Here is an 18426-nt window from a genome sequence, read left to right on the forward strand (position 1 = left end):
CTCTGGGAGCCGGATGTGGGAAAACTACAAGTCCGGTTCTGCAGGGGTTTCATGGCAATGAATTACTTTATTTGAAAGGAAATAAAAGTCATGTCTCTACCTACCATTTAAAATTATTTACTGTATTCACTAAACAGGAAATATTTTCTATAGGTGTGTGTTGTGTGCATCCATGACCTAAATTAAAAATATATCCATGTGGATGCGCGGATCCAATTTTTAAACAATGTTCAATTTTCTCAATTAAACGATTTTGAGGCGCATAAAGTAACAAAGGATCTAAATTACCCTGTAAAGCAATTCCGGAGCCTGAAAAAGTTTTTGAAACATGAGAAAGATCTTGTCTCCAATCAACACTATGAACATTCGGATTTATTTTTAAAGCTTCTGGAATGAGAGATGCTCCTTGTCCAAAAAAATGTATCACTGGAATTTGTTTTTTAATTTCATCTACAATTTTTTTAGTATAAGGTAAACAAAATTCATTATATTGATCGGGTGATAAGGCTCCAGACCAACTTTCAAATAGTTGAACAACTTCTGCTCCAAATTTAATTTGCATTTTTAAATAAGCAATAGTTGCATTTGTAATGAGATCCATAAGTTTATGAAACGCTTTTGGTTCATTAAACATAAATTTTTTGCATTCAAAAAAATCGCCTTTTGCACTACTTCCACCTTCAATCATATAACTTGCTACTGTAAATGGGGCACCAGCAAATCCAAGAAGGGTTGTTTCTTTAGATAAATTTTGTTTAACGCGATCCAGAGTTTCGCTAACGTAACTTAGTTTCTCTAAAAGCTTGTCTGTGTTTTCGGCAAGAGAAATAATTTGGTTCAAATCTGTTGTGGAGCGAATAGTTTTAGAAAAACGAGGACCTTCTTTTTCGACAAAAAATAAATCTAATCCCATAGCATCAGGAATAAGTAAGATGTCTGCATAAAGAATAGCGCCATCTAAATTAAATCTTTTTAACGGTTGTAAAGTAATTTCAGCGGCAATAGAAGGTGTTTTAAACATTTCCAAAGTATTGTGTCTTTTTCGAATTTCACGATATTCGGGAAGATAGCGGCCTGCTTGGCGCATTAACCATAATGGTATTTTATTTGTTTTTTTACCCTGTGCCGCTTCAAGAAGAATTTTGCTCATATAATTTCCCAGAATTAGATTTTACTTAAAGTAACTTTTGATTTTTTACTTCAAGGTATTGGATTGTCTTTTTTACGTCTTGGCTTCGATTGAGAGGCATGACAAGTACAGCATCATTCGTCGCAATTACTGCAATATTTTCCATACCAATGACAGAGACAAAAGGTCCTGTAGAGTGAATGACACTATTTTTTGTTTCTAAATGAAAAACATCGCCAGATACATTGTTACCTTGATTGTCTTGTTCAAAACACTCTCTAACAGCTGACCAAGAACCTACGTCATTCCAGTCGAAATTTGCGGGTACACAAGCAACATGGCTTGTTTGCTCAATAAAGGCGATGTCAATTGGAGAATTTTCAATTTTGGAATAAACTTCTGCTAAATTATCGGAAGTAATGGACTCAATTAAACTCGCAGATTCTGGTTGAATATGGGAAAAAGCATTCCAAAATGTTTTTGTTTTCCAAACAAAAATGCCTGCGTTCCATAGGTATTTTTGAGTTCTCAAAAATTGCTCTGCTGCTGCTTGGTTTGGTTTTTCTCTAAAGCTGCGAACGCTATATCCCGTTGCTGCTGTTTCTGTTAATTTTTGAGGAGAAAGAATATTTCCTTCAATATCTAGAGGCAATCCTTGTTCAATATAACCAAATCCGGTTGCTGGGTAGGTTGGTTGAATACCAATGGTTACGAAAAAATTTTGTTTTGCTAAATGAACGGCATCATAAATTGTTTGCTCAAAGGAGCGCACATTTTGGATGGAATGATCTGATGAAAGAATAACCATAATAGATTCGGGGTCTTCTTTCATAAGCTGCCAAGCTGTTAAAGCAATTGCAGGAGCTGTATTTCTAGCTTCTGGTTCAATAATAATTTTATCTGCATTCGCTCCCACTTGTTTGCTACAAAGTTCTTCTTGGCCTTTCGCAGTGACGATCCAACGATTTTTAGCAGGAGAAATATTTTTAACTCTATCTAAGGAAAGTTGGAGTAATGATTTTTTATCTGAACCCAGAGAGAGGAATTGTTTTGGAAACGATTTTCTTGATAATGGCCAGAGTCTTGTTCCAGATCCACCGCATAAAATTATAGAATAAATATTACGATTTTTTTCAAAGATATCATTTTTCAATGGGAGCCTCCTACTGAGGTAAATAAAAGGAATTCGTGAACTCCTATATGTTGACTTGTTGTCGCACAACAAGCGTTTTTTCTCAACTATTTGACAAAGCCGTTTAAGAGTTCTTTACTTTGCAAGGATTCGTGAATTTAACCTGCTTCAGAAAGGAATTCCAGTGGCAAAACGTATACGTACTTTGGAAGATCTCGATTTTTCTTCAAACACTCAACCCGTTGTCTTATTAAGACTCGATTTAAATGTTCCTATCAAAAAAGGGAAAATATCTGACGAAACAAGAATTAAAGCAGCATTGCCAACAATAAAATGGCTTCTCGAAAAAAACGCAAAAATCATTGCATGTTCTCATTTAGGACGACCTAAAGGAATTGGTATTGAAGAAGAATTTTCAATCGCACCTGTTGGAACAAGACTTGCCGAATTATTAAATCTTGAAGTTGTTCTTGCTCATGACTTTGTAGAAGATGGTTTTGGTAAAATTGTATATGATTTAAAACCAGGACAAATTATTTTACTTGAAAACCTCCGTTTTCATAAAGAAGAGCAGGCAGGTAATGAAAGTTTTGCAAATAAATTAGCTCAATATGCTGAATTTTATGTGAACGATGCTTTTGGAACTTGTCATAGAGCAGATGCTTCTATTTATGCCGCTGCAGAATGTTTTCCGCTTGAAAAAAGAGCAGCAGGATTTTTAGTAGCAAAAGAAATGCAATTTTTAGAAGAAGCCTTCCGTGCTCCTAAAGCTCCTGTTACCGCTATTTTTGGTGGTTCCAAAGTTTCTGATAAAATCGAAATTCTTCGTAAGTTTACAACGATTGCGAATAATATGATTATTGGTGGAGCTATGGCCTATACCTTTTTAAAATGTAAAGGTAAAAATGTTGGAAAATCTCGTGTAGAAGAAGATAAATTAGCTCTTGTTGAAGAAATTTTTAAAGCTGCTGAAAAACGCAATGTTAAAATTTATCTACCAGAAGATCATTTATGCGGTGCCGAATTTTCTGAAAATGTGACCCCTGTTGTTGTGAACTCAGCAGATATTCCAGATGGATTAATGGGATTAGATATTGGGGAACATTCTGCAAAAGTTTTTAAAAATGTAATTGAAAATAGTAAAGTTGTTGTTTGGAATGGTCCTATGGGAGTATTTGAGTTTGAAGCTTTTGCTAAAGGAACAAAAGCAGTTGCAGAGGCCATGTCTCATTGTGAAGGAACAACAATCGTGGGAGGCGGAGATTCCGCTGCAGCCATTGTAAAATTTAATTTACAAGATAAAGTAACGCATGTTTCCACTGGTGGTGGAGCGAGTATGGAGCTTTTAGAAGGAAAAGAACTTCCTGGTATAAAAGTTTTAAGAATGAAATAGGAATTTCAAAAAGTTTTAAAAATACAGAGGCATTTATGCAAACAACTAGAAAAAAAATAATTATTGGTAATTGGAAAATGTTTAAAGATGCTACAAGTGCAAGTGCAGATTTTTCAAATTTTTCAAATTTGATTGCAAATCAAGATTTAAATATTGAGGTTGGAATAGCTGCTCCAAGTGTATTTCTTTCTGAATTGAGCAGAAGAACTCAAAATGTTGTTACATTATTTGCGCAAAATGCACATTGGGCAAATGATGGTGCATTTACTGGAGAAATATCTGTCCCGATGTTGAAAAGTCTTCGGGTCATGGGAAGTTTAGTTGCTCATAGTGAACGTAGGCAAATGTTTGGTGAAACAAATGCTTCTTCAGGTGCTAGAGTTGGAGCTTTAATTCGAGCAGGAATGAAAGCTGTTTTGTGCATTGGAGAAACGTTAGAGCAACGAGAAAAAGGAAAATTGCGTGAAGTTTTAACGACACAGTTAGAAGAAGCTTTTATTGCATCAGAAATTAGAAGTGTATCCGAATTTTTGGGATCAGATCCTAAAAATCCTCTTTTATCTATTGCATACGAACCTGTTTGGGCTATTGGAACAGGGAAAGCAGCAACTTCTGTCGAAGCTCAAGAAGCTCATGCAATTATCAGAGAATTTTTATCAAGTTATTTTGATAAAGAAACAAGCTCTAAGTTACAAATTTTATACGGTGGCAGTGTTAAGTTAAATAATGTTCACGAATATATGTCTTGTCCAGATATTGATGGTGCTTTAGTAGGTGGAGCAAGTTTAAATCCAAAAGATTTTTATGATCTTTGCATGAAATGTAATTAATTCTATTTCTTGAATTTCCGACTAGGAGTTTAACATCCATTCATGGACAGGATCATTTCTAAATTTCCATTCGCGAATGGGGCCAGCCATAACGTTTAAATAATACGAATGATATCCATGTGGGACAACTACAGGATGATAACCATAGGGAACTAATACAACATCTCCATCTTCTGCAGAGACACTTTGATCCAAAGATCGATCATCTGTGTAAATGCGTTGAAAAACCCAACCTTGATTCGGAGCTATTCGATGATAATAAATTTCTTCCAATTGGGTTTCTTCCTGCGGAAAAATTTTATCATGTTTATGAGGTGGATAGCTAGAGCTGTGACTTGATGGTGTTCTTACTTCAACAACAATTAAAGATTCTGCTTTGGCGCTAGCAGGTAAAATATCTGTTACAAATCTTTGATTTGTCCCTGTTCCTCGAACTGATTTTTCCATTTCTTCAGGTTTAATCCATCTTGGAGGAAAAATTCCTTTTGCAGGAGCGCTACATAGTGCACATAATGTATTTTCTTTTGTTGCTGTTACTTTAATAAATTTTGCAGGAGGTATATATACAGCATGTGGAGGTAAATCATCAAAAACGTTTTGGCGTTTTCCGATTCCTTCCCATATTTGTTGATCTATATGTATTGTAACTTCTCCATTAAGAATAATTAAACAAAGCTCACGTTTTGTATCAAACCATGATATTGTCTGATCACATTTTATTTCAGTTATGATAAACCCAATATATTGCCAGCCTGCAGATTCTGGTGTTATAATAATATGTTCATTTGATTTACGGTTTGACTTAATTAATAAATCCATACCAAATTCCTTAATGGATGGCCACGTTGTTTTGCTTGAATTTAATTATAATCTCTTATTACGTGTATCTTGATAATTTTGTCTAGCATGATTTACTTTTTGATATTGAGATGTTTCTGGTATACTAACCTCCCACCAGCAACCACCTAATTCCGTAGTGCGTCGATAATCAGTATCAATTACAATAACGTAACTTTGAGTGCTTTTTCTGGCACGGACCATGGCATATTCAAAATCAAAAATTGAGGAAACATGTTCTGATAAAGCGCCTAAAGATTTTGCATGAAGAGCAAAATCGATATTTGAATTTTCCATCGAATTTATACTGCAATCTTTTAACATATTATTAAATGGCTCAATGCCACATGATTTTTGCAAACGATGAATGCATCCATAGCCTTTGTTGTCTAAGATAACTAAGATTATTTTAAGATCTAACATAATACTTGTAGCAAGCTCTGAATTGAGCATTAAATAGGATCCATCTCCTACCATGACAATCACTTCTTTATTAGGATTAGCCATTTTAACACCAAGGCCGCCTGCAATTTCATATCCCATACAAGAAAAACCATATTCACAATGATAGCCACCTGGTGAAGAAGTTCGCCATAATTTATGAAGTTCAGCAGGTAAACTTCCTGCAGCGCATACAACAATATCATTTATATAAGAATTTTGAGATGATCTTTGTATGGCTCCTATAATTTCTCCTTCATATGGAAGAAAATCAATAGAAGGTGGAAGTATTTTACTTGTTATTTCTGTTACGGAATCACGCCATTTTTTTCCTAATTCACAAGAATTTAATCTCCAGTTATCTTCAATTTTCCAATTATTTTCAGAGAGAATTTTTGAAAATTGGAGTAATGCCCAATTGGCATCTGCTTGTAATGAATGGCTGTTAAATTTAATGCAATCAAAAGAATTCACATTAATAGATAAGCAAGATGCTTTTTGAAATAATAAATTTGAGCCTGTCGTAAAGTCTTGCAAACGAGTGCCAATAGCAATGATCAAATCGGCATTTTTTGCTAATGTGTTTGCAGCATGAGAGCCTGTTACTCCAATGGAACCCATTTGTAACGGATGATCCCATTTTAATGCACTTTTTCCTGATTGTGTTTCACAGACAGGAATACCAAATTGTTCCGCAAATATTTGTAAATTATTTGATGCTTTACTATATAAAACACCTCCGCCAGCAATAATTAATGGTTTTTTGTACTTTTTAATAAATTGAATAGCTGAACTTAACTCTTCATTTCCTGATATTTTTGGGTAAAAATGATAAATTTTTTCATCAAAAAAATACAATGGAAAAGAATATGCTTCTGATTGAACATCTTGAGGTAATGATAAAGTTACAGGTCCACAATTGGAAGCATCTGTAAGAATGGAAAGAGCGCGTGGCAATGCGGTTAATAATTGTTCTGGTCGCACAATACGATCAAAATATCTTGAAACAGGACGGAAACAATCATTTACGGAAACAGTCCCATCTTGTGGATTTTCTAATTGTTGTAAAACAGGATCTGGACCACGATAAGTAAACACATCTCCAGGTAAAAGTAACAATGGCAATCGATTCACATGAGCTACTGCTGCTGCAGTTACTAAATTTGTTGCTCCAGGTCCAATACTACTTGTTACTGCCATCATTCGTCTACGAAAATTACTTTTTGCAAATGCAATGGCAGCATGAGCCATACTTTGTTCATTATGTCCTCGGTAAGTTGGAAAAATATTTTTAGCAGAAAAAAGAGCTTCTCCAATTCCAGAAACATTTCCATGTCCAAAGATAGCAAAACAGCCACCAAATATTGGTATTTTCTGGTTTTCATGTTCTATAAATTGGGCTGTTAAATATCGAATTAAAGCTTGTGACATGGTCAGGCGAATTGTTTTCATATCGTATTCCTTTTTTCTTTTTGCCATGTTTGGATTAAATTTTTAAAAATATCGCCTGTTTTTTTTATAACTTCTCTATCGCTTATTTCATTAAAAAACCATTGTTTACTTGCTTCATAAAAAATAGTTCGACCTATCGCAAATCCTCTGCATGTTTTGGAATGATGAGCAGCTTTAAAACCTTTACTAATAAAGGATATAGGCTCATTTAATCCTAATAAAACGACACCACGACAATAAGGATCTTTTTTTGCAATGAATTCATCTATGAAAGGCCATATTTCTATGCTTGGCTGTTCTATTTTCCACCATTCCGGAAAAATTCCTAAATTATATAAATTTTTCATGGAGCGGTAAACGGTATCTTGAGCATATGGAAATATTTTTGGTGGAATGATTTCAATTAACAATTCATGACCTGAAATTTGCGCCGCTTGATAAAGTGACAAGAGTCTTTTTTCTTGTTTTATTCTATTTTGGACTTCATCATCTGGGTGATATGGAACGAGGCATTTTATAATATGATCTTTAGGCCAGCTTAATAAGTGGGAGCCAATTGAACTTCCTTTTTCAAATTGTAACGGATTTGATAACGAAAGTTCTACAGGACGCCCTATCCACCAGCCTCTTCCTGTGGCCATGTTTAAAGCTTCTTGTCCAAATTGATCGTCTGCTAGAATCCCAATTTTTCCTTTAAGTTTTAATTCTGATTCCGTTTCTAAAACTGCGGTTACAAAAAGCTTTTTTAATTCTGAAATTTTTATTTCTGGTTGTTTTGCAGTATGGGCAAGTTCCATAAATTGAATTCGATGATCAAATGCAAAGATAAAAAGTTCATCCCATTGTTGCTTTGCTATTGTAACGCGGTGCAATCGATTTAATTTGACATCTAATGAAGGTTTTAAAATGTCATGATTTAAAAAGTACTTTATTTCTTCCCATGTTGGCATGGCTGGAGCACAGGAATGACGACTGACGACTAAAGCACCACAGGCATTGGCAATATTACAGCAAGTTTTTAAATCTTTGTTACGTAACCAATTTGCCAAAAAGCCAGATAAAAAAGCATCACCAGCTCCTAAAACATTTAAAACATCTACTTTAACTCCTTCATAGATCTCACATTCAGCAAATGAATTCGGAATTTTGTTTTCAAAAATAGTACAACCTATTGCTCCTAGTTTTAATACAAATATTCCCTTATTTATATTTCGAATTAATTTTAAACTTTCAAAAAGATTTTCATTTCCTCCTAATATACAAAACTCTTCTTCTGTGCCAACAATTAAATCAAATAAAGGGGCTATCGATTGTAGATGTTCTGTTACTTTATTGTTTGCAATAAATCGAGTTTCTCCATCGCTTTTATTTGTCAAACCCCAAAGAACAGGCCGATAATCAATGTCTAATATTTTTAAAACATCATTTTTTTGTGCATAGTCTAATGCTTTTAAAGAAGCTTGATAAACATTTTTTTGTGAAAAATGAGTTCCAGTTATAGCAAGAGAATGCGATGAAGCAATAAAATTTTCATCAATATCTTTTTCAGTCAATGACATATCTGCACAATTTTCACGATAAAATAATAATGGAAAGGTTTTTTGGTCTTTAATTCCAAGTAATGTTATAGCGGTTAAATGATCTTTTGTTTTTTTTATATGAGAGACATCGCAACCTTCTTTGGAAAGTGAATTTAATAAAAAATTTCCCATTTGATCATCGCCTACGCAGGATAGCATCGCTGTTTTTAAGCCTAGACGTGCAGTTCCAAAAGCTACATTTCCAGAAGATCCCCCTAGATATTTTGCAAAACTACTTACTTCTTCGAGAGGTGCTCCAATTTGTTGAGCATATAAATCGACTGCAAGTCTTCCTAAGCAAATCAAATCAAATTTTCTATCTTTTTTTAAGTAACAATTTTTATCAAGCATGATTAATCCGTAAAATTGAAATAGTAAGTAATTTTTTTAATTTAAAATTTTTATTTAATGTTTGCGGTTAAATTTGCTATCAGTTGCATGTCTAATTTTGCATCCTCAATTGTATTTCGAATGGGCTCTCCTAAGGTGACACTTGCCCAAAATCCTTGAAGCTCTCTAATAAAAGCCTCTTCATATCCTGAGCAATATTCTGTATTTTGTAATGTTTCTTTATTTGATATGGATACACATAATTTTGTTGGGAAATGATTTAAATAAGGTGATGGAAATTCTAAATGATAAACGGAATAATCAAAGTATAAACTAATTCTTTCGCGGTATTCTGCAAGTTTAGGTATTGAGACAAAAGACATTTGCCAAAGAGCATCACAATCTTTTATTCGAACGCTTCCATTTGCACAAGTTCCATCAGCAAAAAAAGCGGCTCCAGTAACTTCAGATGTTTTTAAATTCATTGTTTCTAATAATCCATGAACAGCATTTATATCATGAACTAAACTTGATGAATATGGCCCTGTAAATCCTCTTAAGATATCTGCATTAATATTTTTTCCATTTGCTAATACAACTTGTTGATAACGTAACTTTCTTGATTCAAGAATTAAATCGGCAGGAATATCATTTGCTAAAATCAATTCTCCTTGATGCTGATTAAATGGCCATGCCCCTGGATCTTGCACTTCAACACTAATTAATCTAAGTCCTATTCCATTTTTAGGAAGTAATTTTCTTAGTAATTCATAATTTGGATCAAAACGTTTCATATATCCAACTTGCACAACTTTCTTTGATTTATCTCGTGCTTTAATTAAATTATCAGCTTCAATTATAGAGTAACAAAGTGGTTTTTCAGAAAAAACATGTAAACCACGATCCAAAGCTGCGTGTGCAATTTCAGCATGATAACTATCTGGGGAGGCAATTAAAACAGCATCTAACTGTTGAGAAAATAATTCGCCATAATCAGAAAATGTTTTAATCCCACGGTCAGAAAAATAACTTCTTGCATTCTTTGATGGATCTGCAACTCCAACAAGATCAAATAATTTATTTAATCGAAGTAAGTTTGGAATATGTTCTATTTGTGAAATTAATCCAGCACCAACGACACATATTTTTATTCTTTTCATTTGGATTCCTTATTTAATTTGCCACAAGCAATCCAGCTTGTAATGCATATTTTTTTAAATTTTGATAACCCATTTTTGCATAAGTAAGAGGATGTGCTTTATTTGGATCTTGTTCTGCTTCAACAACAAGCCATCCCTGATAATTTTGAGCTGCAAGGACAGACAAAATATCTGTAAAATCGATAAACCCATCACCAGGTACCGTAAAAATTCCATTGTAAATAGAATCCATAAAGCTTGAATGATTTAAGATAATTTTTTCAAGTTTTGATTTTCTGACATCTTTGCATTGAACATGATTGATTCTTTTTGCATATTTTACAACAAGCTCTTTAGGGTTTCCACCAGAAAAAACACAATGACCAGTATCTAATAATAATCCAACAGAGGAACCTGTATTTTCCATTAATAAATCGATTTCTTTATCTGTTTCAACAATTGTTCCCATATGATGATGGAATGACATATTTAATCCAAAATCTTTTATTAGATTTGCCAATTTAGTAATTTTATTTCCATATATTTCCCATTCATTTGTTTTTAATTTAGGGCATTCAGAGATAGGTTTAAATAACCAATCTCTTTTTCTATAGCTAACATCTGCATAAACAACTACTTTAGCATTTAATTCTTTTAATAAATAAAGGTGAGGCATAATTGCGTCAAATTCTGCTTCTACATTGCGCTCTGCAATATGTCCATCAAACCAACCAGAAACTAATTCTAAATCAAATTCAGCTAAAATATTTTTTAATTCATTTGGTTTTCTTGGAAATTTACCGCCAAGTTCTGTACCAGAAAATCCCGCTTTTTTCGTTTCTTCTAAACAAGTTGTAAGAGGTGTATGACCTCCTAAAGAGGGATCATCATCATTGCTCCAAGTAATTGGATTCATACCGAGTCTTATTTTGCTCATATGGTTCCTTTTAATTCATTTATTAAATGATTTAATGAAATTCTTTAATGTTACTTTGTGAATTTATTTTTTCTATTTCTAATTGAACCTTATGTAATTCTTCGCCACCAGCCATAACTTGCAAAACTTCTTCTTGAGAGATTTCTGTTTTTTTGAAAGTTCCTTGACTTGTTCCCCTATTTAATAAAGTAAATCGATCCCCAATTGCAAAAGCATGATGAATATTATGAGTAATAAATACAACTCCTAAATCTCGTGATCTTGCTTGAGCAATGTATTTAAGAACAAGAGAGGCTTGATGAACTCCTAAGGCGGAAGTTGGTTCATCTAATATTAAAACCCGAGCACCAAAATGAACTGCTCTGGCAATAGCGACACATTGCCTTTCGCCACCTGATAAAGTACCAACTGATTGACTAGGATCTCGAATGTCAATTCCAATTTCAGATAAAGCTTGTAAAGCAATTTGATTTGCTTTTAACATATCAATTCTTTGCAAAAATCCTCTGCCTTTAACAGGTTCTCTTCCCATAAAAAAATTACGAGTAATGCTCATTAAAGGAGACATAGCTAAATCTTGAAAAACGGTTGCAATTCCTAAGTCAATAGCATCTCGGGGGGAGGATAAAAGGATTGGAGTTCCATCAATTAATAATTTACCTCCTGTTGGTTGATGAACTCCGGATAGTATTTTAATTAATGTAGATTTTCCTGCTCCATTATCACCAAGTAAACAATGAACTTCCCCTTTTTTTATATCAAAAGTAACATCAGTTAAAGCAACAATAGATCCGAATGTTTTATAAATATTTTTTAATTCAATAATAGATTGAATCATGTAATGCACTCCTAATGAGATAAAAGAGCGCGACGACGAACATATGTATTAAATAAAACAGCAACTAGAATCATGATTCCTAGAAAAACTTTAAACCAATCATTGTCAATTCCTGTATAAAAAATTCCAATTTGAACTGTACCAAATATGAGAGCTCCTAACATCGCTCCAATGGTTGTGCCATAACCTCCTGTTAATAGTGTTCCTCCAATGACAACAGCAATAATGGCTTCAAATTCTTTTTGCATCCCTCTTAAAGTATCTGCTGAACCTGATTCTGTTACTTGAATTGTTGCAAAAAGAGTTGATGCTAAAGCAGTTATAATAAATAAAATAATTTTTACATTATGGACTGGTATACCCATATTTCTTGCAGCATTAATATTTCCTCCTACTGCAAATATCCAATTTCCAAAACGTGTTTTTAGTAAAACCCATGATGCAATTATAGTTAATAAAATCCACCATAATAATGATATTGGGATACCTTCAATGACAGTTGAACCATCAGGACGAGTTGCTAATAAATGATTTTCAGAAAGCCAAATAAAAAATGGTTTTCCAACATGGCCACTAAATAAAAATACGCTAAAACTTTGTTCTGCACCTTCCGTTATGTAAGGTATTTGTGTGCTTCCTGTAAATGATCTTGCTAAACCTACAGAAAGTCCTCTTAAAATAAACATGGAAGCTAAGGTAACAATAAACGAAGGCAATCCTGTTTTAACGACAAGCCAACCATTGAACCAACCAATTAAAATAGCAAGCGTAAAAGTGAGCGCTATTGAAATCGAAAGAGGGATTTGGAATTGACTAACACAAATCCCAATCCAAATACTTGCAAATGCAATCATGGATCCCATTGATAGATCAAACTCTCCTGAAATCATTAATAAAGCAGCGGCTGCTGCAAGAATTCCAAGCTCGGCTGAAACTTGAAAAATATTAATCATTCCTTCAGCACTAAACATTCCACTAGAGCCAGCAAGTATAAAAAATATAAAATAAACAAATATGATTGATGAAGTAACTCCTAGCTCGGGTCTTCTGAGTAATTTAATTATAGATGAGGTTTTGTGAATACGTTTTGTATCACTTCCTAATCCTTTATTTATTAATTTTATTGAAGTTGATTTTGTACCCATTTAAAAACTCCGATAAGAAGATATTTTTATTTATTACATTTTTGTTACTTTATTATCGTAATCCTTTTTTACTCAATTCGAGAATTTTTTCGGAATCGGTTTTCGTTATAAAATTGGGTCCAGTATAAATATTGCTAACTGGTAATGTTCCATACATTGCATTCTGTGCAAGAAGGGTTACAGGAAGATAACCCATTAAATATTGTTGTGAATCAATTCCAAAAAGAATTTCGTTTTTTGATATGGCATTTAATATTTCAGATGATAAATCAAATGTGCCAAATTTATATTTATTTAAAATTTTTTTCTGTTTTAAAATTTTTAATATTGTTATGGCAGGAACTGGTCCTAATGTAATTATTCCATTAATGTCTTTATGCGTATCTAAGTAAACGGAAACTCTTTTACTTGTCTCTGTTGGATCTAAATTGACCGAAACAATGGATGCATTTTTTCCCAATCCTTTTGAAAAACCTTCACATCTTTCATCTAAATTATGATTTCCGACCTCATGGTTAATGCAAATTGCTTTTTTTACTCCAGCTTGAGCCATTTTTATGCCAGCTTGTTTTCCCGAATCAAAATTCGAAGAACCTCCTACAAAAAATTTCGCTCCTAATTTTTCACCTTCTTCTTTTCCTGCATCAATTGTTATTACAGGGATACCGGCTGCGACAGCAGATTTAATAGATTTACTTAATGCATTTGCATCAGGGATAGAAACAACGAGTCCATCCACTTTTCCAGCAATAGCAGCATCAATCATTCTTGACATAGCTATGCCATCAAATTGATTTGGTGCTTGATAGCTAACATGTATCCCCAAATTTTTTCCTGCTGCATCGACTCCTTTTTTTACTGCTGTCCAGTATGCATCGGAAGATTCTCCATGAGTAACAACAGCAATTCTAATATCTTTATTATTCTTTCTTTCATTAGAAAAAGAGTTCATTGGAATAAAAAAAGTGCAAATTATTAAGTTGGAAAATATTATTTTACTTGAAATATATTTTTTATGAAACATTTTTTCATCCTGGATAGAAGTTATTTAAATCCTATTTAGATAAGATAATCGATATTCATTGTTGAGTTTTTACTTAAAAAATCATTCAGAAGAACACTGATGTGATTTTTGAAATGGACTGTTAAAATTCATACTTCATGGTCAAAAGATAATCAAGTATATGAGGCATAGTTTTTTTTTAATTGCGTTATTTTATATATCACTTGAGATTTAATATAATTTTAGATGAAATTGAAAAAGTAGCTCCAATTTGTAAAACATTTTTGAAAAAAAAAATACTAACAAAGATTGCTAGAAAAGAATTAAATCGCATCAAAAATTTAATCTAATAAGGGGCTAATATTTAATTTTTTGGAAGATTTTCTGCGTTTATTTAATTATATACCATTTTTTTTGCAGCATTTTTTAAATATTAACTGGCATATTTAATTTTATAAATTGAAAATATTTATTCGAGTTTTCGATCTAAAGTATAATTTTTTGTTTCAGAATAATTTTCAGTAATTTTTCTATCAATAGGTTTACTATAATTATTATTTAAATTATTTAAATTATTGCTTTTAAATGAAGATTGATCCGTAATCACTGGAATATTTTTCTCTTCTTTTTCTGTGATAATTAATATATTTGCCCGTTTTCCTAATTTCTCGTTTTTTCCAACAGAAAGTAATTTTAAATCCTGAGCTTTTATTTTTTGGCTTACATAGGAATATATTTTATTAAGGCGTTCCTCAGTTAATTTTTTGTTAAATGCATAGGAACCTTTGTGATCGGCAGAAGAAATAATTTGTAAAAAAGTAATTTTTTCATTTTTCGGAATTTGTTCTAAGCATTGATCTATTTTAGGTTGATTGATTGAAGATTTTCCCGAATCAAAATCAATATTACACTCATATTTATTTTGCTTGTTACTATCGTTTGAAATAGCAAAGGCATATCCAGAAGACAAGATAGAGAACGGTATCAATGGAGCAATGATTTTTTTTAGATTCATTGACGAGTCCTTTCTAGTGAATGAGAACAGCGTGATTAAGTCATAAAAGTTCTTTTAAGTCAAGACGTTGGTTGTTATGTTATTTAATTCAATAAGTTATAAATTTAAAAATAAATTAATAAAATCATATAATTAAAATATATTGACAAAAATATCTAAATTAGATTATATTTTCTAATACTAGGAGAATAGGTTATGATTCAACAGTATTTCAATATAGCAAAAGCTTTAGAACAACTTTTTTACCCACAATTGGAAGTTGTGCTTCATGATATTAAACAAAAAAAAGTGATATACATTGGTAATAACTTTTCCAATCGTGAATTGGGTGATGATTCTGTTTTAGATGATATCTCATTTGAAATATCTAAGAAAATTATTGGGCCCTATGAAAAAATTAATTTTGATGGAAAAATATTAAAATCAATTAGTATTGTTCTTGAAGAGAAAAATGAAAAAAAATATTTAATGTGCCTAAATTTTGATATTTCAGTTTTAAACCAATTATCAAATTTTATAGAAATATTTATTGGAAAATCAGACTATGATCGCTCCGCTTCTTTTATGTTTAAAGATGATTGGAGAGAAAAAATTAATATTTATATAAATAATAATTTAAAAGAAAAAGGTAAAGTCATTGATAGCATTAATAAAGAAGAGAAAAAAGAACTTATTATAGACTTGCAAAATAAAGGCGCTTTTAATGGAAAAAATTCAAAAGACTATGTTGCAAAAATATTAAAAATATCTAGAGCTACGGTTTATAATTACTTAAATGAAAAGGATGAATAAATAAAAATGAAGTTACCAATTTTTAAATTAGAAGATTATCTTTCAGAAAGAGAATTTTTTTGTGATATCATGTTTTCGGGATCGGACATGGAATCTTTTTTAATGCAAGATATTATAAAACTAGCGAATCCAGATGTTTTAAATATTTGGAATAATTTAAAATTAGAATATACTCTCCCTCTTGGAAACCCTTTATTATTAGAAGAATTAAATAAAAAGTACCAGCTAAATTCAGCTTTTGAGAATATTTGTACTTTTACGGGTGCAGAAGAAGCTATTTATGCTGCTTTGAATACAATAATTGATAAAAATGATCATGTTATTGTTTTAACACCTTGTTATCAATCTTTAAGAGATATTCCTAATCATCTTTTTGAAATAAGTGAATTAAAAATTAAATTTGATAATGGAAAATCTTTTTTTGACCTGTCCGAGGTTTATTCTCTTATAAAATCAAATACAAAATTAATTATTATTAACTTTCCTCATAATCCAACAGGTGCTCTCATTTCAAAAAATGAGTTAAATAGCCTAATTGAATTATCAAGAAAACATGGAATTTATATCTTCTCAGATGAAGTTTATAGAGGGCTAGAGCATAATAAAGAAGATAGGCTTCCTTATGTCGCATCAATATATGAAAAAGGAATTAGTTTAGGTGTTATGTCTAAATCCTACGGAATGCCTGGACTCCGCATTGGCTGGCTTGCTATGCAGGATAAAAAAACTTTAAAAAATATTTCAAACATGAAACATTATTTGTCAATTTGTAATAGTGCTCCAAGCGAAATATTATCTTTGATTGCGTTACAAAATGAAGAGGACATCAATTTAAGAAACTTAAATATTTTAAACAAAAATTTAATTCTTTTAAAACATTTTTTTCAAGAACACAATCGCATTTTTGAATGGTTTGAGCCCAAAGGTGGCTGTATCGCATTTCCCAAATTAAAATTAGATCTATCCATTTATGATTTTTGTGAAAGACTAAGGATAAAAGAAGGTGTGGTATTATTGCCAGGGGATATATTTGATAATCAAGAAAATCATTTTAGAGTTGGCTATGGCAGCTTAAATATGCCCGAAGCGTTAATAAGATTAAAAAGATTTCTTCATTCGGAAAATTTAGTATGAAAATAATTTCATTAGAAGAAATAAAAAATTGTTTCGATTTTAAAAAAATAATTTTAGAAATTGAAAAATCTTTTATTGAGTATTCTAATAATAATATTTCATCTTTACCTATATCTCATTATCAATTTGAAGATAAAAAAGCGGATATCCATATTAAGTCTGGAATGATGAAATCTGATAATTATTTTTTTATTAAAATAGCATCTGGTTTTTACGATAATTCTAAATATTCTATTTCTAATAGCCAAGGAGCTATTGTTGTTATAAATGCAAATACGGGTGTACCTGAAATTATTTTAAATGATCAAGGTTACCTTACGGATATAAGAACAGCAATTGCGGGAGTGATTTGTGCAAAATATATAGCACCTGTAAATATAAATTCAGTAGGAATATTTGGCTATGGAATTCAGTCTTTTTTGCAAGCAAAATTTTTAAAAATTCAATTTCCACAGTTAAAAAATTTATATTTATATGGAAGAAATACATTTAAAATTGAAGTAATAAAGCAAAAGTTTGAGAATTTAGGTTATCATGTTTATATTTCAGATTCCGCCTATTTTGTAGCACAAAATTGTAATTTATTAGTAACAACAACTCCTACATGTGAACCCATTTTGTTTGATGATTTTATCCTCCCAGGAACTCATATCACAGCAATTGGTGCAGATGATGGTATAAAACAAGAACTAGATATTTCCGTATTTAAAAAAGCATCTCGTATTTTTGTAGATTCCATTGAACAGTGTGTAAAATATGGAGACTCTTCTCATGCGGTAAAAGCTAATGTTACTTTAAGAAAGAATATGACTGAAATAGGTAAATTAATTATGACGCCAAATCTTTATGAGCGAAATAAATCTGATATTACAATATCAGATTTAACTGGTTTAGCAGCTCAAGATATCTTTATTTCAAAATATATTTTAGAGACATTAAATAAATAATAAGAAGAAATACACTCGCTTTTATAACAAATGTATTTCTTTTTTTAAGGTGGCAAAGGATTATTTAAATAATCCTTTGATAAATTTTCCAACAAATTGAATTGTGTCTATGATACCTTTTCCAATTTCAACTGCTATGTCATATCCCAAAGACATTGATACTCGCAGATCAATCATATCAAGCACATTCCCAAAGTGATCGAGACTAAATTTGCTCCAAAGACGTAAGGACTGTATGTTAAAAGCTCTATACATCTAGAGACTGGATAGCATTCATGGATAACCTTGAAAAAGACAAAATAAACACCTCAGAACCTCCAGTAACTATTGAACATCCCGCATCAAAGATTTC

General features: G+C 31.8%; 16 protein-coding genes. 5 read left to right on the forward strand and 11 right to left on the reverse strand.

The genetic code is table 11. The features are described from left to right. Nucleotides 1-100: 100 nt before the first annotated feature. Nucleotides 101-1150, reverse strand: coding sequence for a uroporphyrinogen decarboxylase (hemE, locus tag ACIQ56_RS05720; RefSeq protein ID WP_397600110.1), 1050 nt, complete (start codon nt 1148-1150; stop codon nt 101-103). 25 nt (nt 1151-1175) lie between these two features. Then, nucleotides 1176-2282, reverse strand: coding sequence for a mannose-1-phosphate guanylyltransferase (locus tag ACIQ56_RS05725; protein ID WP_397600111.1), 1107 nt, complete (start codon nt 2280-2282; stop codon nt 1176-1178). Nucleotides 2283-2445: 163 nt separating this feature from the next. On the opposite strand from ACIQ56_RS05725, the gene ACIQ56_RS05730 reads away from it, so the two are divergent. Further along, nucleotides 2446-3654, forward strand: coding sequence for a phosphoglycerate kinase (locus ACIQ56_RS05730; protein ID WP_397600112.1), 1209 nt, complete (start codon nt 2446-2448; stop codon nt 3652-3654). A 35-nt stretch (nt 3655-3689) separates the two neighbouring features. Continuing rightward, nucleotides 3690-4484, forward strand: a complete 795-nt coding sequence (gene tpiA / locus ACIQ56_RS05735; protein WP_397600113.1) for a triose-phosphate isomerase — start codon at nt 3690-3692, stop codon at nt 4482-4484. 21 nt (nt 4485-4505) lie between these two features. Here tpiA and iolB read toward each other — a convergent pair whose 3' ends face one another. The 9 genes from iolB to ACIQ56_RS05780 form a co-directional block, all read right to left on the reverse strand. Beyond that, entirely contained in the window at nt 4506-5303 is a 798-nt protein-coding gene (iolB, locus tag ACIQ56_RS05740; RefSeq protein WP_397600114.1) for a 5-deoxy-glucuronate isomerase, read from the reverse strand. 45 nt (nt 5304-5348) lie between these two features. Further along, nucleotides 5349-7214: a 3D-(3,5/4)-trihydroxycyclohexane-1,2-dione acylhydrolase (decyclizing) gene (iolD, locus tag ACIQ56_RS05745; RefSeq protein WP_397600115.1), complete on the reverse strand. Its 1866-nt coding sequence runs from the start codon at nt 7212-7214 to the stop codon at nt 5349-5351. Next, a complete protein-coding gene (iolC, locus tag ACIQ56_RS05750) occupies nt 7211-9145 on the reverse strand; it encodes a 5-dehydro-2-deoxygluconokinase (RefSeq protein ID WP_397600116.1) in 1935 nt (644 codons plus the stop codon). Before iolC ends, iolD begins: the two co-directional genes overlap by 4 nt. Nucleotides 9146-9195: 50 nt before the next feature. Next, complete coding sequence (locus ACIQ56_RS05755) at nt 9196-10284, reverse strand: Gfo/Idh/MocA family protein (protein ID WP_397600117.1); 1089 nt, start codon at nt 10282-10284, stop codon at nt 9196-9198. 13 nt (nt 10285-10297) lie between these two features. Continuing rightward, a complete protein-coding gene (iolE, locus tag ACIQ56_RS05760) occupies nt 10298-11200 on the reverse strand; it encodes a myo-inosose-2 dehydratase (RefSeq protein ID WP_397600118.1) in 903 nt (300 codons plus the stop codon). 31 nt (nt 11201-11231) lie between these two features. Next, on the reverse strand, nt 11232-12038 hold the full coding sequence (locus ACIQ56_RS05765) for an ATP-binding cassette domain-containing protein (protein WP_397600119.1): 807 nt from the start codon (nt 12036-12038) through the stop codon (nt 11232-11234). Nucleotides 12039-12049: 11 nt separating this feature from the next. After that, a complete protein-coding gene (locus ACIQ56_RS05770) occupies nt 12050-13183 on the reverse strand; it encodes an ABC transporter permease (protein WP_397600120.1) in 1134 nt (377 codons plus the stop codon). Nucleotides 13184-13235: 52 nt separating this feature from the next. Continuing rightward, nucleotides 13236-14207: a sugar ABC transporter substrate-binding protein gene (locus tag ACIQ56_RS05775; RefSeq protein ID WP_397600121.1), complete on the reverse strand. Its 972-nt coding sequence runs from the start codon at nt 14205-14207 to the stop codon at nt 13236-13238. Nucleotides 14208-14655: 448 nt separating this feature from the next. After that, nucleotides 14656-15201 carry a hypothetical protein gene (locus ACIQ56_RS05780; RefSeq protein ID WP_397600122.1) on the reverse strand — a complete coding sequence of 182 codons (546 nt, stop codon included), beginning with the start codon at nt 15199-15201 and terminating at the stop codon, nt 14656-14658. Nucleotides 15202-15396: 195 nt separating this feature from the next. On the opposite strand from ACIQ56_RS05780, the gene ACIQ56_RS05785 reads away from it, so the two are divergent. From ACIQ56_RS05785 to ACIQ56_RS05795, 3 genes are read left to right on the forward strand one after another with little or no spacing between them, the layout of a single operon-like run. Then, entirely contained in the window at nt 15397-15993 is a 597-nt protein-coding gene (locus tag ACIQ56_RS05785; protein ID WP_397600123.1) for a transcriptional regulator, read from the forward strand. Nucleotides 15994-15999: 6 nt separating this feature from the next. Continuing rightward, complete coding sequence (locus tag ACIQ56_RS05790; protein WP_397600124.1) at nt 16000-17127, forward strand: aminotransferase class I/II-fold pyridoxal phosphate-dependent enzyme; 1128 nt, start codon at nt 16000-16002, stop codon at nt 17125-17127. After that, a complete protein-coding gene (locus ACIQ56_RS05795) occupies nt 17124-18074 on the forward strand; it encodes an ornithine cyclodeaminase family protein (RefSeq protein WP_397600125.1) in 951 nt (316 codons plus the stop codon). The genes ACIQ56_RS05790 and ACIQ56_RS05795 overlap by 4 nt, the downstream gene beginning before the upstream one ends. Nucleotides 18075-18426 lie beyond the last annotated feature (352 nt).

It is taken from the genome of Silvanigrella sp., from assembly GCF_044369315.1.
In the GTDB taxonomy this organism is placed as follows: Bacteria; Bdellovibrionota_B; Oligoflexia; order Silvanigrellales; family Silvanigrellaceae; genus Silvanigrella.

Coding starts and splice junctions, on each gene's coding strand:
- ACIQ56_RS05790 (WP_397600124.1), top strand. CDS start 16,000: ATGAAGTTACCAATTTTTAAATTAGAAGATTATCTTTCAGAAAGAGAA.
- iolC (WP_397600116.1), bottom strand. CDS start 9,145: ATGCTTGATAAAAATTGTTACTTAAAAAAAGATAGAAAATTTGATTTG.
- tpiA (WP_397600113.1), top strand. CDS start 3,690: ATGCAAACAACTAGAAAAAAAATAATTATTGGTAATTGGAAAATGTTT.
- iolB (WP_397600114.1), bottom strand. CDS start 5,303: ATGGATTTATTAATTAAGTCAAACCGTAAATCAAATGAACATATTATT.
- ACIQ56_RS05775 (WP_397600121.1), bottom strand. CDS start 14,207: ATGTTTCATAAAAAATATATTTCAAGTAAAATAATATTTTCCAACTTA.
- ACIQ56_RS05785 (WP_397600123.1), top strand. CDS start 15,397: ATGATTCAACAGTATTTCAATATAGCAAAAGCTTTAGAACAACTTTTT.
- ACIQ56_RS05780 (WP_397600122.1), bottom strand. CDS start 15,201: ATGAATCTAAAAAAAATCATTGCTCCATTGATACCGTTCTCTATCTTG.
- iolD (WP_397600115.1), bottom strand. CDS start 7,214: ATGAAAACAATTCGCCTGACCATGTCACAAGCTTTAATTCGATATTTA.
- ACIQ56_RS05770 (WP_397600120.1), bottom strand. CDS start 13,183: ATGGGTACAAAATCAACTTCAATAAAATTAATAAATAAAGGATTAGGA.
- iolE (WP_397600118.1), bottom strand. CDS start 11,200: ATGAGCAAAATAAGACTCGGTATGAATCCAATTACTTGGAGCAATGAT.
- ACIQ56_RS05795 (WP_397600125.1), top strand. CDS start 17,124: ATGAAAATAATTTCATTAGAAGAAATAAAAAATTGTTTCGATTTTAAA.
- ACIQ56_RS05755 (WP_397600117.1), bottom strand. CDS start 10,284: ATGAAAAGAATAAAAATATGTGTCGTTGGTGCTGGATTAATTTCACAA.
- ACIQ56_RS05765 (WP_397600119.1), bottom strand. CDS start 12,038: ATGATTCAATCTATTATTGAATTAAAAAATATTTATAAAACATTCGGA.
- hemE (WP_397600110.1), bottom strand. CDS start 1,150: ATGAGCAAAATTCTTCTTGAAGCGGCACAGGGTAAAAAAACAAATAAA.